The organism is Pseudacidovorax sp. 1753 (assembly GCF_040544975.1).
In the GTDB taxonomy this organism is placed as follows: Bacteria; Pseudomonadota; Gammaproteobacteria; order Burkholderiales; family Burkholderiaceae_C; genus Xenophilus.
Genome location: NZ_JBEPKY010000006.1, coordinates 1 through 14,157 on the forward strand (window position 1 = coordinate 1; position 14,157 = coordinate 14,157).

Sequence of the window (14,157 nt, forward strand, 5' to 3'; positions counted from 1 at the left end):
CACGCGCAGGCCTGCTGCGTGCGCGGCCTGCGCCAGGGGTGCGTGGTAGCGCCCGGTGGACTCCAGGCCCAGCACGCTCGAAGGGGGCACTGCGCCGAGCAATTGGGCAATGCCAGAGGCGGTGTTGGCGAATCGGCGCACGCCGGGCTGTCCATGCACCGCGACGTCCAGATGGGCGCTGGCGACATCCACGCCGACAAACGCAGTAGCCGGATGAGTCTTCATTGCGCAAAATACGAGCGCCGGGATGTGCCTGCTGTCGGCGTGAGCTTGCAAGAATCGGGGATCGTTGCTGCACAGCGCATGCGACGTCGCCAGGTTCCTTATCGACGCTCGGCGCAGGGATGGGGTGATGACTCAGGGTGTCGGTCGGTAGGGTCTGAAGCTACCGCCGATGCCTGTCGATGTCCCTACATCCCGGCTCCTCGCCCTTTCTTACGGTTTGGTTGATGGAAACCAAACCATACAAGCCTGTCGAGGCGCCTGCGCAGGGCCCCGACCCGCTCAGTCCGAACGACGGGACCGGCTCGACGGCGCCGCCCGCCGCGCCCGCCCCAGCTTGCGCCGCCCGACCGCCTGGATGGCCTGCGCCAGGTGCGTGGCAAAGGCCCGCACCGGCTCGGTGGGCGTGCGGCCGGGCAGCGACAGCAGCCGCAGCCGCCGCTGCTGCAGGGGCGCCTCGGCAAAAGGCCGCGCCACCACCGTGCCGTCGGCGATCAGGTGCGCCACCGTCAGGTGGCCCGACAGCACGATGCCCGGCATGCGCAGCAAGGGCAGCAGCACCGACGAGAAGTTGCTCTCGAAGGCCGCCACATAGCGCAGCCCCTGCAGGCTGCAGGCCTGGTCGAAGAGCTGGCGCGTGGTCATGCCGCGGCTGCCGAGATACAGCGGAAAGGCCACCACCTGCGCCACCTCCACCGCCGTGTGGCGCGCCAGCGGATGCTCGGGCGCCATCACGGCATAGACGGGCGCAGGCGCCTCGTATTCCACATGCAGTTCCGATTCGGGCGCCACGCTGTACTTGAGGCCCAGGTCCGCCTCACCGCGCAGCAGCCAGCGCGCGACCTCGTCGGGCGAGCCGACACGCAACTCCAGCCGCGCCTCGCCATGCGCATCGCGGAAGGCCTGCATCGCGCCCGGCATGAACTGCGGCGCGAAGCCTTCGGTGCAGGCCACGCACACCCGCTGCGCCTGCACGCGGCCCAGGGCGCTCGCCTGCTCCAGCGCCTGCAGGCCGTCGGCCACCGCATGGCGCAGGTAGGCAGCCAGGCGCTCGCCGGCGGCGGTGGGCGTCATGCCGCGGGTGCGGCGCTCGAAGAGCGGCGTGCCCATCTCGTCCTCCAGCCGGGCGATCTGCCGGCTCACGGCCGAGGGCGCCACATGCAGCCGGGCGGCCGCCTGGTTGACCGAGCCGGTCTGCGCCACCTCCAGGAAGTGGCGCATCGGGATGCTGAGCAGTTGGGGAGCACGGGCCATGGCGACCGATTCTGCCCCCGCCACCATTGCCTGCCAGGCAATACGGCCGCGACAAAACGATAGGCCAGGCAACGGGTTTCCGGCCTTCCCCTTGCATGCATCGCCGGCACAGGATCACCCATGCACCGAAACGATGCCCTCACCCTGGCCCAGTCGGCCCTCGACAGCGGCCGCCTCTTCGCCGACCTGCGCCGCCGGGTCGCCCTGCGCACCGAAAGCGATGGCGGCAGCGTGCCGCCCGCCCTCGCCGTCTACCTGACAGACGAGTTGCGCCCCAGCCTCGAAGCCCTGGGCTTCGACTGCCGGCTCTGCCCCAACCCCGACCCGAAGGGCGGCCCCTTCCTCATCGCCCGCCGCATCGAGGATCCGGCCCTGCCCACGCTGCTGAGCTATGGCCACGGCGACGTGGTGAGCGGCCAGGATGCCCAATGGCGCGAGGGCCTCGCGCCCTGGACGCTGGTGGCCGAGGGCGAGCGCTGGTACGGCCGCGGCACATCCGACAACAAGGGCCAGCACAGCATCGCGCTGGCCGCGCTGGAGGCCGTGCTGCAGGCCCGCGGCGGGCGGCTCGGCTTCAACATGACCTGGCTGTTCGAGACCGGCGAGGAAGCCGCCTCGCCCGGCCTGGCCGCCGTGTGCGCGGCCGAGCGCGCCGCGCTGGCGGCCGACCTGTTCATCGCCAGCGACGGACCGCGCGTGGGCACGCGCCAGCCCACGCTGTTCCTGGGCTCGCGCGGCGCGGTCAACTTCACCCTGCGCATCCGCAGCGGACGCACGCGCGGCTACCACTCGGGCAACTGGGGTGGCGTGCTGGCCAATCCGGCCACGCGCATCGCCCATGCGGTGGGCACGCTGGCCGACGCACGCGGACGGCTGCTGGTCGAGGCGCTGCGTCCGCCGCCAGTGGACGACGCCGTGCGCCGCGCCCTGGCCGACATTCCCATCGGCGCCGAGCCGGACGATCCGCCGCTGGATGCCGACTGGGGTGAGCCGGGCCTCCTGCCCGCCGAGCGGCTGGTGGCCTGGAACACCTTCGAGGTGCTGGCCCTGGAAGCCGGCAACCCGCAGCGGCCGATCAACGCCATTCCGCACCAGGCCGCGGCGCACTGCCAACTGCGCTTCGTGGTCGGCACCGACTGGGAGCGAACCGCCGAGCATGTGCAGGCGCATCTGGCGGCCCATGGGTTCGAGGACGTCGAGGTCCAGGTGACGCTCGCGGGCGCCGCGACCCGGCTCGACCTGCGCAACCCCTGGGTGGAATGGGCGGTCGGCTCGATCACCCGCAGCGCTGGCCACGCACCGCATCTGCTGCCCAACCTGGCCGGCTCCCTGCCCAACGACATCTTCGCCACCCAGCTGGGCCTGCCGACGCTGTGGGTGCCGCACGGCCATGCCGGCTGCGCCCAGCATGCGCCCAACGAACACCTGTTGGTGCCCCTGGTGCGCGAAGGCCTGGCCGTGATGGCCGGCCTGTACTGGGACCTGGGCGAGCCGGGCGCGGCGCCCTGGCCGGATCGCGCCATGGGCTGAACCGATTCCATTTCGAACTTCCAGCAAGGACCTTCCATGAAAAAACGCCATTTCCTCGGTACCGGCGCCGCCTTCGCCCTCGGCGCCGCCCTGCCTTCCCTCGGCTTCGCGCAGGAGCCCTGGCCCACGCGCAGCGTGCGCCTGGTGGTGCCTTTCCCACCTGGCGGCGGCACCGACATCGTGGCGCGCGCCCTGGGCCAGAGGCTGGCCGAGCGGCTGGGCCAGCCGGTGGTGATCGACAACAAGCCAGGCGCTTCCACCATCATCGGCACCGATGCCGTGGCCAAGGCCGCGCCGGACGGCTACACGCTGCTGCTGTCGGGCTCCACCAGCTACAGCGTCAATGCCGCGCTGCGCGCCAAGCTGCCCTATGACCCGGTGCGCGATCTGGCGCCCATCGGCATCGTGGCGCGCACGCCGCTGGTGCTGGTGGTGGCGGCCAGCGCGCCGTGGCGCACCGTCGACGAACTGGTGCGCGCCGCGAAGGCCAAGCCGCAGTCGATCCGCTATGCCACCTTCGGCAGCGGCTCCGGCCCGCACCTGGCGGGCGAGCTCTTCGCCCTGGCTTGCGGCGCGAAGCTGCAGGACGTGCCGTACAAGGGCAGCGCCCAGGCCACCATTGCCGTGATGGGCGGCGAGATCGAGATGGGCATCGACACCGTCGCCGCCGTGGCACCGCATGTGCGCGCCGGCAAGCTGCGCGCCCTGGGCATCGTCGGCGCCACGCGCTCCAGCCTGCTGCCCGACGTGAAGACCCTGGCCGAACTGGGCCTGCCCGACGCCACCTTCGACGCCTGGTACGGCCTGGCCGCGCCGGCCCGCAGCCCCGCCGTCGCACTCGACCGCCTGGCCAGGGAAACACGCGCCCTGCTGGCCGACCCCGCTCTGCAGGCCACGCTCAAGGCCCAGGGCATGGAGCCCGTGTGGATCGACGCCGCGGCCTTCCGCAGCCAGATGGAAGGCGAGATCTCGCGCTACCGCGCCCTGGCCCACCGGGCCAACATCCCGATGGAGTGAAGAAGTCTGGGCGCTTCGTGAAGAAGCGCACGCCGGCCCCGGTGTTGGCGGCATCCCCTCCGACAGCTTGCGGTCATGGCGGGCGGCTACATTCGCTGCCACCATGAATTCCCCTCAGCTGCAGCGCGGCTTCTTCCTGTTCCTGCTGGCGGCGGTCACCGTCGCCTTCGTCTGGATCCTGATGCCCTTCTTCGGGGCCGTGCTGTGGGGCGTGGCGCTGGCCATTCTGTTCACGCCGCTCTACAAGCGGCTGCTGAACAAGTTCGGCAACCGGCGGCGGACACCGGCGGCGCTCGCCACCCTGGCCCTCGTGCTGGTGGTCGTGATCATCCCGCTGTCGATGATCGCGGTGACGCTGGTGCAGGATGTGGTGCTGGTCACCCAGCGCATCCGCTCGGGCGAGCTCAATTTCGTCAACTACTTCCAGCAGATCGTGGGTGCCCTGCCGACGTGGGTCACCAATCTGCTGGACCGTTTCGGGCTGGGCAACCTGGAGGCCGTCCTCGAAAAGCTCAGCGCTGGCGCCGCCCAGGGCAGCCAGATGCTGGCTTCGCAGGCGCTGAGCATCGGCCAGAACACCTTCGACTTCCTGGTGAGCTTCTTCGTGATGCTCTACCTGCTGTTCTTCCTGCTGCGCGACGGCGCGGACCTGTCCAAGACCATCCGCGAAGCCGTGCCGCTGGCGCGGCCTCACACCCACTACCTGCTCAACAAGTTCACCACCGTCATCCGCGCCACCGTCAAGGGCAACGTGGTGGTGGCGGCGGTGCAGGGCACCATCGGCGGGCTGGCTTTCTGGGCGCTGGGCGTGCAGGGCGCGCTGCTGTGGGGCGTGGTGATGGCCTTCCTGTCGCTGCTGCCGGCCGTGGGCGCGGCGCTGATCTGGGCGCCGGTGGCCATCTACTTCCTGGCGACCGGCGCCCTCGTCAAGGGACTGGTGCTCGTCTTCGTGGGCGTGTTCGTGATCGGCCTGGTCGACAACCTGCTGCGCCCCATCCTGGTGGGCAAGGACACGCAGATGCCCGACTACATCGTGCTGATCTCCACCATCGGCGGCATGGCACTGTTCGGCATCAGCGGCTTCGTGATCGGGCCGGTGGTGGCGGCGCTGTTCATGGCGGTGTGGGGGCTGTTCATGGCCTCGAACGACGAGGACGGCAACGCGCCGCATACCTGAGCGCCTTCGGCGCGGCCCTCAGCCGCCGCGCCACCAGCCCTCGCCGAAGCGGCCCTGCAGGAAGGCCGTGAAGGCCGCCACCTTCGCCGGCACCAGCCGCGGCGAGGGAAAGACGGCATGGATCTCCTGCTCCTGCAGCTGGTGATCGGCCAGCACCGGCAGCAGCCGGCCCTGCGCCAGTGATTCCTCTGCCACGTAGCGCGGCATGAGGGCAATGCCCAGCCCCTCCCGCGCCGCCGCCAGCACCGCCGACAGGTTGTTGGAACGCAGCCGCCCGGCCACTGGCACCGTCAGCGCCTCGCCACCTGGCCCGTGCAGGCGCCACACGTCGTCACCCACCACGCTGCTGTAGATCAGCGCCTGGTGTGCGGACAGCTCCGCCGCCGAAACGGGTGTGCCATGCGCCTCCAGGTAGGCGGGCGAGGCGACCATCACCCACGGATTGCTGCCCAGGTAGCGCGCGCCGAGCGTGGAATCGGCCAACTTGCCCATGCGGATGGCCACGTCGATGCCCTGGGCGACCAGGTCCACGTAGCGGTCGTCGAAGCTCAGGTCCACCTGCACCTGCGGATGGGCGCGCATGAACTCCAGCGCAAGCGGCACCACCACCCGCCGGCCAAAGGCCACCGAGGTCCCGATGCGCAGCAGGCCCTGCGCCTCGCTGCGGGCCTGCCGCGCGATGTCGTCGGCGGCCTGCACCTCGCGCACGATGGCCTTGCACTTCTCGTAATAGAGCGCGCCGGCCTCGGTCAGGCTCACGCCGCGGGTGTTGCGGTTGAGCAGCCGCACGCCCAGGCGCCGCTCGGTGGCGGCCACCTGCTTGGTCACGGTGGGCTGGGTGGTGTGGAACTCGCGCGCCGCCTGCGAGAAGCTGCCGCTCTCGGCCACGCGCACGAACATTTCCATGGCCTGCAGTCGGTCCATCGGGGGGTCTCCTTCTTCGGCAATGCCGCATCGCCTGCGCCGACCGTCGCCGCGCCCCGGTCGTCACGCACCCGGGATTACCCGCTGATGCTGGCATGCGTCGCTTGCCTACATTTCTTGCATGCAAGATTAACGGACATGGCCGGGCGTCGAAGCCCGGGCTTGCCCGCATACCCACGGAAGGCACCTCCCATGTTCCGCTTCGCACGCTCCCTCTTCGGCCAGGTCGTCATCGCGCTGGTGCTCGGCGTGGCCGCCGGCCTGCTCGCGCCCGAGTTCGCCGTCAAGCTCAAGCCGCTGGGCGACGGCTTCATCAAGCTGATCAAGATGATCATCCCGGTGCTGGTGTTCTGCGTCGTGGTGCACGGCATCGCCGGTGCGGGCGACCTCAAGCGCGTCGGCCGGGTGGGTGTGAAGGCGCTGGTGTACTTCGAGGTGCTGACCACCGTCGCCCTGGCGCTGGGCCTGCTGCTGGCCTGGTGGTTCCAGCCCGGCGTGGGCATGAACGTGGACCCGAAGGCGCTGGACGCCTCGGCCATGAGCGCCTATGCCTCCAACGCCGACAAGCTCACCAGCGGCGGCACGGTGGACTTCCTGATGAAGCTGATCCCCACCACCGTGGTCAGCGCCTTCGCCACCGGCGATGTGCTGCAGGTGCTGCTGTTCGCGGTGCTCTTCGGCTGCGCGCTCACGCTGCTGGGCGACACCGGCCGGCCGGTGGCGCAGCTGGTGGACACGCTGTCGCTGGTGCTGTTCAAGATCATGGGCATCCTGATCAAGCTGGCGCCGCTGGGCGTGTTGGGCGCCATCGCCTTCACGGTGGGCCGCTACGGCGTGGGCTCGCTCAAGCAGCTGGGCATGCTGGTGGCGCTGTTCTACGGCGCGGTGCTGTTCTTCGTGTTCGTGGTGCTGGGGCTGGTGATGCGCATCTCGGGCTTCTCGCTGTGGAAGCTGCTGCGCTACCTGCGCGAGGAACTGGCCGTGGTGTTCGCCACCACCTCGTCGGACAGCGTGCTGCCGCAGATCATGGCCAAGCTGCGCCACCTGGGCGTGCGCGACTCGACCGTGGGCCTGGTCATTCCCACCGGCTATTCCTTCAACCTGGACGCCTTCTCGATCTACATCACGCTGGCGGCGGTGTTCATCGCGCAGGCCACCAACACGCCGGTCTCCATGACCGACCTGCTGACCATCCTGGCCATCGCGCTGGTGACGTCCAAGGGCGCGCACGGCGTGCCGGGCTCGGCCATCGTGGTACTGGCGGCCACGCTGCATGCGATTCCGGCCATCCCGGCCATCGGGCTGGTGCTGGTGCTGTCGGTGGACTGGTTCATGGGCATCGCCCGCGCGCTGGGCAACCTGGTCGGCAACTGCGTGGCCACGGTGGCCATCGCCGCCTGGGAAGGCGACATCGACCGCGAGCGCGCCCGCCGGGTGCTGGACGGCGAGCTGCCCGCCACGCTCGACACGGCCGTCCTCGGCCACGCCGACGGCCGGTGAGAATGCGGCCCATGGCCGATACCGACAGCGTTGTGAGCCCCACCGCCATCGCCCGCCGCGTCGTGGAGGCGATCCTGGCGCAGAAGCTGGCGCCCGGCCAGCGCCTGGGCGAACAGGCCCTGGCCGACCTCTTCGGCGTCAGCCGCACCATGGTGCGCGAGGCGCTGATGCAGCTGCAGGCGCGCGGCTTCGTGGAGGTGCAAAGCAAGCGCGGCTGGTTCGTGGTGCAGCCCTCGGCCGAGGAGGCGCGCGACGCCTTCGCGGCGCGGCGCATCGTCGAATCCGGCATCCTGTCCGACGCGGGCCGGCCGCTGGCCCAGGTGATCCGCACCCTGCGCACCCACGTGCGGGACGAGCAACGGGCCATCGAAGGGGCCGACGCCGCCACCCGCGCCTTCCTGCTGGCCGACTTCCATGTCTGCCTGGCCGAGCAGATGGGCCACCGCCTGCTGACCGACGTGCTGCGCGACCTGACGGCGCGCACCACGCTGGCGGCCACGCTCTACCAGTCGCGGCACGAGGCCAGCGAATCGTGCGCCGAGCACGCCGCCATCGTCGCGGCGCTGGAAGACGGCGACACCGCCCGCGCCCGGACGCTGATGCTGGCGCACATCGGCAATGTGGAGCGGGCACTGGAGCCCGAGGCGGCGCCGGATGCGGACGTGCAGCGGCTGCGCGCCGCCTTGGTGCCCGTCGCACCGCGACGCGGCGCCGCCTGAATGGCTCTTGCGCCGCTGGTGCCGGCGCGACCGAGGCATGAGAACCCGGTGGTCGGCTCGCTCATTGCCATCGGACGGCGGCCTGGACGCCCCGGTCAGCTCCGTCGGGAAGCCGCTCCCGCCCCTATTCCAGCATTGACCATCAATTTGGCGTAAGCGTGCGCTAGCTTTTGGGCGCATCGCACCGGGTTATCACCGCGCATCCTCCGTGCTCATTTCGGATCCGACCTCGGGAATCTCCTGAGCCGCGCAACTGGCACAGCGCTTGCGATCCATTTTTTGTATACAAATAATGCACCCAATTCGTTCAGTTCCACGCGGCCTGACCGGCGCCGCACCCCTCCAACGACCCGATCAGGAGCCCCCATGAACACGGCCACCACCACCCCGCTCGCCGCCGCTGCCGCGGCAGAGCCTCTCGGCCACGGCAACGCGGCATCGCACGCCCTCATCAAGCCCGGCTACGACCCGGCCCTCACCAACGAGGACCTGGCACCGCTGAAGCAGCAGACCTGGGGGCAATACAACATCTTTGCCTTCTGGATGTCCGACGTGCACAGCGTGGGCGGCTACATCACGGCGGGCAGCCTGTTCGCGCTGGGGCTGTCCAGCTGGCAGGTGCTGGTGGCCCTGCTCGTGGGCATCGTGATCGTGCAGTTCTTCTGCAACCTGGTGGCCAAGCCCAGCCAGGTCACGGGCACGCCGTATCCCGTGATCTGCCGCGCCTCCTTCGGCGTCAAGGGCGCCAACATCCCGGCCATCATCCGGGGGCTGATCGCGGTGGCCTGGTACGGCATCCAGACCTACCTGGCCTCGGCCGCTTTCATGGTGATGGCGCTGCACCTCTTTCCCAACCTGGCACCCTACGCCGACGTGGCACAGCACGGCTTCGCCGGCCTGTCGACACTGGGCTGGGTCGCCTTCATGGTGATGTGGGTGCTGCAGGCCTTCGTGTTCTGGCATGGCATGGAAGCCATCCGCAAGTTCATCGACTGGGCCGGCCCGGGGGTGTACGTGGTCATGGCCATCCTGTGCGGCTGGCTGGTGTGGAAGGCCGGCTGGAAGAACATCGACCTCAATCTGGGCGGCGTCAAGTTCGAAGGCTGGGACGCGCTGCCGGTGATGCTGTCGGCCATCGCGCTGGTGGTGAGCTACTTCAGCGGCCCGATGCTCAACTTCGGCGACTTCTCGCGCTACGGCAAGAGCTTCGACGCGGTGAAGAAGGGCAACTTCTGGGGCCTGCCGGTCAACTTCGTGTTCTTCTCGCTGCTGACGGTGATCACCACCGCCGCCACGCTGCCCGTGTTCGGCGAACTGATCACCGATCCGGTGCACACCGTGGGCAAGATCGACTCCACCACCGCCGTGGTGCTGGGCGCGCTGACCTTCATGATCGCCACCATCGGCATCAACATCGTGGCCAACTTCGTCTCGCCGGCCTTCGACTTCTCCAACGTGGCGCCGCAGCACATCAGCTGGCGCACCGGCGGCATGATCGCCGCCGTGGGCTCGATCTTCATCACGCCCTGGAACCTCTACAACAACCCCGAGGTGATCCACTACACGCTGGACATCCTGGGCTCCTTCATCGGCCCGCTGTTCGGCATCCTGATCGCCGACTTCTACCTGGTGCGCCGCCAGCACGTGGTGGTGGACGATCTCTACACCATGAAGCCCACCGGCCTGTACTGGTACAGCCATGGCTACAACCTGAAGGCCGTCGCCACGATGGTGCCCTCGGCCCTGATCCCGATCCTGTGCGTGTTGGTGCCGGCCTGGCGCGGCGCCGCCAACTACGCCTGGTTCATCGGCATGGGACTGGGCTTCGTCATCTACGCTGTGCTGTCCCGCCGCTCCTGATTCCGAAGAAAACGCCCTGTCCATGCGCATCAAGGTCATCAACCCCAACACCACCCAGAGCATGACCGACAAGATCGGTGCCTGCGCCCGCGCCGCGGCGCGGCCGGGCACCGAGGTCATCGCCGTGAGCCCGGCGATGGGCCCGGTCTCCATCGAAAGCCACTACGACGAGGCCCTGGCCACGCCCGGCCTGCTGGCCGAGATCGCGGCCGGCGAGGCCGCGGGCGTGGACGGCTACCTGATCGCCTGCTTCGGCGACCCGGGCCTGAAGGCCGCCCGCGAACTGGCGCGCGGCCCGGTGCTGGGCATCGCCGAGGCGGCGATGCATGCGGCCAGCTTCATCGGCAGCCGCTTCACCGTGGTCACCACGCTGGCGCGCACCATGGGCCAGGCGCACCACCTGGCGGAGGCCTATGGCATGGCCCGCTTCTGCGCCCGCGTACGGGCCTGCGAGCTGCCGGTGCTGGAACTGGAAGACCCGCGCTCCAACGCCCGCGCCCGCATCGTCGACGAATGCCGCCGCGCACTGGACGAGGACGGCTGCGACGTGCTGGTGCTGGGCTGCGCCGGCATGGCCGACCTGTGCCGCTCGCTGTCGGAAGAACTGGGCGTGCCGGTGATCGACGGCGTGTCCGCCGGTGTGACGCTGCTGGAGTCGCTGGTCTCGCTCGGCCTGAAGACCAGCAAGCGCGGCGAGCTGGCGCATCCGCTGCCGAAGCCCATGACGGGGTTGATGCAGCCCTTCGCGCTGGGCTCGGGCGCGCGCTGAGCGGCGAGGCCGGCGCTCGGCTTCGCCGCACAGTGCCCGCAACGGGTGCCGCGGGCCGCGCGGCCGTTCAATCGCCCAGCAGCTCGCCCACCGGCCGAAGGTCGTCCACCCGGTCGCAGACCGACTTGATGACCATCATGATCGGCATGCCCAGCAGCAGCCCCCACACGCCCCAGATCCAGGCCCAGAAGATCACGCCCACGAACACCGCCACCGGGTTCATGCGCGAGCTGCGACTGGTGAGCCAGGGCACCAGCAGGTTGCCCACCAGCGTGTGGATCAACAGCGAGGTGCCGGCCACCAGCAGCGCCATGCCGATGGTGCCGAACTGCAGGAAGGCCACCAGGCCCGCCGCCCCCAGCACCAGCACCGAGCCAATGTAGGGGATGAGGTTGGTGACGCCCGCGATGATGCCCCACACGGCCGCGTTCTCCAGCCCCAGCGCCCAGAAGGCCAGGCCGGTGGTCACGCCCACCAGCGCGCTGCTGAGGATCTGAACCAGCAGGTAGCGCTGGATGTGGCCCGTGATGTCGTCCAGCACGTGCACCGTGACCTTCTTCTTGTGCAGGCTGGGTCCGGCCATCTTGACCAGCTTGCGCCGGAAGGTGTCGCCCGAGCACAGCGCGAAGAAGGTGAGGAAGAGCACCAGCGTGGCCTGACCGGCGCCTTCCATCAGGCCCACGGTGCCGCTCCAGAGATAGTCGCGCACGTTGAAGGGCGGGCGCTCGATGATCACGCGCTGCACGCCGCGGCGGAAGGTGGTGGGCGAGCCCTCGTTGGCGGCGCGCTCCAGGTGGTCGGCCGCCTGCTGCACGGTGTCCAGCGGGCTGGCCTTGACCGACTTGGTGCGGATGGCGTTGCGCAGCTTCTGGGCCGCTGCCGGGAGGGCATCGACCAGTTGCCCCGCACTGCCTGCCAGCGAGTAGCCGGTCCATGCCGTGCCGCCGGTCAGGGCCAGCAGCAGCACCGCGGCGCCGGCCCAGCGTGGCAGACGCCAGCGCTCCAGCCGATCGACGACGGGCGAGAGGGCATAGACGAGCATCAGGCTCAGTGCCAGCGGGATCAGCACCGCCGACGCCCAGCGCAGCGTGTAGACACAGGCCAGCACGCCGAGGATGACGAGCGAGGCGCTGCGCACATCGACCGGCATGTGCAACAGAAGACGCGGCGGATCGCTGCTGCCGGGCTCCGGCACGGCGCCCCGGGCGCGCTCGGCCTCGGCCTCGCGGATGGCCCGGTCGGTGGCCGACTCGGCCACGGAGGGCGGCGGTTCGGAGGGCTCGAGGGCGACGACCTCGGGCGCGTCTGTGCCAGCGCCGGATGGCGGCACCGGGGCGCTCATTCCGAGCGCTCCCGCAGCGCGTCGCGCACCGCTTGCAGTTGCCGGCGCGACACCGGCAGCAGCTCCTGCAGGCCGGCAAGGCGCACGGCCCAGCCCTCGGCGTCCTCCCCGCCATCGTGGCGCTCCAGGGCCCGGATCGCGCCGCGCGCCACCAGCGTGCTGCGGTGCACCCGCAGGAAGCGCTCGCCATGCCGCGCCTCCAGGTCGTTGAGAGAGCCGTCCAGGATCAGCTGGCGCTGCGCCGTGCGCACGGTGATGTATTTCAATTCGGCCTTCAGGTAGAGAACTTCGGAGAGCGGCACGCGCTCGAGACGCGCGCGGTCCTGGATGAGCAGATGCCCGGTGTCGGGCGGCTCGGCGCGGCGCTGGCGCAGATGGCGCTGCGCACGGGCCAGCGCCTCCTGCAGGCGGGCTACGCGCACCGGCTTGGTCAGGTAGTCGGCGACATCGAGCTCGAAGGCACCCAGCGCATGTTCGGCATGGGCGGTGACGAACACGATGGCGGGCGCCTCGGGCTGGCCGCGCAGTTGGTCGGCCAGCGCCATGCCGTCGAGGCCGGGCATGGCGATGTCCAGCAGCAGCAGGTCCACCGGCGTCTCGCGCAGCAGCGGCAGCACGACGCGGCCATCACCGGCTTCGCCGACGACTTGCGCGGCCGGCGCCCGGCAGTCCGCCAGCAAGGTGCGCAGGCGGGCGCGTGCCAGGGGCTCGTCGTCCACCAGCAGGATGCGCAGCGGCGCGGTGTCGGCGGGCAACAGGCTCATGACTGCGTTCTTTTCGGCTTGTCCGTCAGGTCGGCGGGAATGTCGATGCGCACCCGCCAGCAGTCGCGGTCCAGGCCGGCGCTCAGGCTGGCCTGCAGGTCGTGCAGCAGTCGCAGGCGGCTGCGGACGTTGTCCAGCGCGATACCGTGGCCGCGCGGCAGGGGCGACTCGGCCCAGCGCAGCGGCGGCAGCGTGTTGACCACCTCGATGACCACGCGGGAGCCGCGGCGTTCGGTGCGGATGCGCAGCTCGCCACCCTCGGGGCTCGGCTCGACGCCATGGCGTACCGCGTTCTCCACCAGCGGCTGCAGCAACAGCGGCGGCAGGCGCGCGCCGGCTGCGGCCTCGTCCAGCTGCCAGGCGATGCGAAGGCGTGGGCCGAAGCGCACCTGCTCGATGGCCAGGTAGCGCTGGGCCAGGTCGATCTCCTCGGCCAGCGAGGCGGACTCGCCGGGCTCCGCGAGCGCCTGCCGGAAGAGTTCGGCCAGGTCCTCCAGCATCGCCTCGGCCCGGGCCGGATCGTCGCGGACCAGGGCGATGGCGCTGTTGAGCGTGTTGAAGAGGAAGTGCGGACGGATGCGCTGCTGCAGTTCGGTGAGCCGCGCCGTGGCTGCGGCCGGCATCTGCGCCGCGGTGCGCAGATTCATCACCGCCATGGCCGCCGCGCCGAAGAGTCCGCCCGCCCAGGCACCCGCCAGCCACGGCGCCTGCGCGACCGCGCCCGTGCCCTGCAGCACCGCGCAGCCATACAGGCCGGCCAGCACGCCCGCGATCGCTGCCGCCAGGTACTGCGGAACGGGGCGCCAACGCCCCAGGCGGCGGCGCAGCGCGCAGGCCGCGATGAGCCACAGCAGGGTGGCCGGCATCACGCCGCCCGTGGCGGTGGCAAAGCGCATCAGTGCGTCGGTGGCCGACTCGGCCACGAAGGCCACCGCGACGGCGGCCAGCAACTCGGCGGCCAGCACCACCCGGATCACCATCTCCGGCCGGCAGAAGTCGGATTGCGGCGCCATGGCCGCGCGGGCAGGGCTCGCTGAAGGGCGCGCCGATAAAATCCGGGGGTTTCGCATGGCTGGCGA

12 protein-coding genes and 1 pseudogene are annotated in these 14,157 nt (G+C 70.3%); 7 read left to right on the forward strand and 6 right to left on the reverse strand.

Annotation, left to right across the window (positions count from 1 at the left end):
- Window positions 1-225 (reverse strand): annotated as a pseudogene (locus ABIC63_RS08495) (IS110 family transposase); the annotation flags it as partial.
- Between the two features lie 279 nt (window positions 226-504).
- Window positions 505-1,476 (reverse strand): LysR family transcriptional regulator, encoded by a 972-nt coding sequence (locus ABIC63_RS08500; protein WP_354319437.1) that lies wholly within the window; start codon window positions 1,474-1,476, stop codon window positions 505-507.
- A 120-nt stretch (window positions 1,477-1,596) separates the two neighbouring features.
- On the opposite strand from ABIC63_RS08500, the gene ABIC63_RS08505 reads away from it, so the two are divergent.
- From ABIC63_RS08505 to ABIC63_RS08515, 3 genes are all read left to right on the forward strand, one after another.
- Window positions 1,597-3,006, forward strand: a complete 1,410-nt coding sequence (locus tag ABIC63_RS08505; RefSeq protein ID WP_354319438.1) for a M20 family metallopeptidase — start codon at window positions 1,597-1,599, stop codon at window positions 3,004-3,006.
- Between the two features lie 36 nt (window positions 3,007-3,042).
- The gene (locus ABIC63_RS08510; RefSeq protein WP_354319439.1) at window positions 3,043-4,023 is read left to right on the forward strand and encodes a Bug family tripartite tricarboxylate transporter substrate binding protein; all 981 of its coding nucleotides are present in this window, start codon (window positions 3,043-3,045) and stop codon (window positions 4,021-4,023) included.
- A gap of 103 nt (window positions 4,024-4,126) precedes the next feature.
- Window positions 4,127-5,200 carry an AI-2E family transporter gene (locus ABIC63_RS08515; RefSeq protein WP_354319440.1) on the forward strand — a complete coding sequence of 358 codons (1,074 nt, stop codon included), beginning with the start codon at window positions 4,127-4,129 and terminating at the stop codon, window positions 5,198-5,200.
- 18 nt (window positions 5,201-5,218) lie between these two features.
- Here the strand turns inward: ABIC63_RS08515 and ABIC63_RS08520 are convergent, their stop codons facing one another.
- Complete coding sequence (locus ABIC63_RS08520) at window positions 5,219-6,124, reverse strand: LysR family transcriptional regulator (protein ID WP_354319441.1); 906 nt, start codon at window positions 6,122-6,124, stop codon at window positions 5,219-5,221.
- Window positions 6,125-6,316: 192 nt separating this feature from the next.
- Here ABIC63_RS08520 and ABIC63_RS08525 point away from each other — a divergent pair, with 192 nt between their 5' ends.
- The 4 genes from ABIC63_RS08525 to ABIC63_RS08540 all read left to right on the forward strand — a co-directional run bounded on the left by ABIC63_RS08525 (window position 6,317) and on the right by ABIC63_RS08540 (window position 10,972).
- Complete coding sequence (locus ABIC63_RS08525) at window positions 6,317-7,624, forward strand: C4-dicarboxylate transporter DctA (RefSeq protein WP_294375718.1); 1,308 nt, start codon at window positions 6,317-6,319, stop codon at window positions 7,622-7,624.
- A gap of 11 nt (window positions 7,625-7,635) precedes the next feature.
- Entirely contained in the window at window positions 7,636-8,343 is a 708-nt protein-coding gene (locus ABIC63_RS08530; protein WP_294375716.1) for a GntR family transcriptional regulator, read from the forward strand.
- A gap of 366 nt (window positions 8,344-8,709) precedes the next feature.
- Complete coding sequence (locus tag ABIC63_RS08535) at window positions 8,710-10,203, forward strand: NCS1 family nucleobase:cation symporter-1 (RefSeq protein ID WP_354319442.1); 1,494 nt, start codon at window positions 8,710-8,712, stop codon at window positions 10,201-10,203.
- A gap of 22 nt (window positions 10,204-10,225) precedes the next feature.
- Window positions 10,226-10,972 (forward strand): aspartate/glutamate racemase family protein, encoded by a 747-nt coding sequence (locus tag ABIC63_RS08540; protein ID WP_354319443.1) that lies wholly within the window; start codon window positions 10,226-10,228, stop codon window positions 10,970-10,972.
- Between the two features lie 67 nt (window positions 10,973-11,039).
- On the opposite strand, the gene ABIC63_RS08545 is transcribed toward ABIC63_RS08540, so the two are convergent.
- From ABIC63_RS08545 to ABIC63_RS08555, 3 genes are read right to left on the reverse strand one after another with little or no spacing between them, the layout of a single operon-like run.
- Entirely contained in the window at window positions 11,040-12,314 is a 1,275-nt protein-coding gene (locus ABIC63_RS08545) for an AI-2E family transporter (protein WP_294375707.1), read from the reverse strand.
- A complete protein-coding gene (locus ABIC63_RS08550) occupies window positions 12,311-13,078 on the reverse strand; it encodes a LytR/AlgR family response regulator transcription factor (RefSeq protein ID WP_294375704.1) in 768 nt (255 codons plus the stop codon). The genes ABIC63_RS08545 and ABIC63_RS08550 overlap by 4 nt, the downstream gene beginning before the upstream one ends.
- The gene (locus ABIC63_RS08555; protein WP_502935856.1) at window positions 13,075-14,148 is read right to left on the reverse strand and encodes a sensor histidine kinase; all 1,074 of its coding nucleotides are present in this window, start codon (window positions 14,146-14,148) and stop codon (window positions 13,075-13,077) included. Before ABIC63_RS08555 ends, ABIC63_RS08550 begins: the two co-directional genes overlap by 4 nt.
- Window positions 14,149-14,157 lie beyond the last annotated feature (9 nt).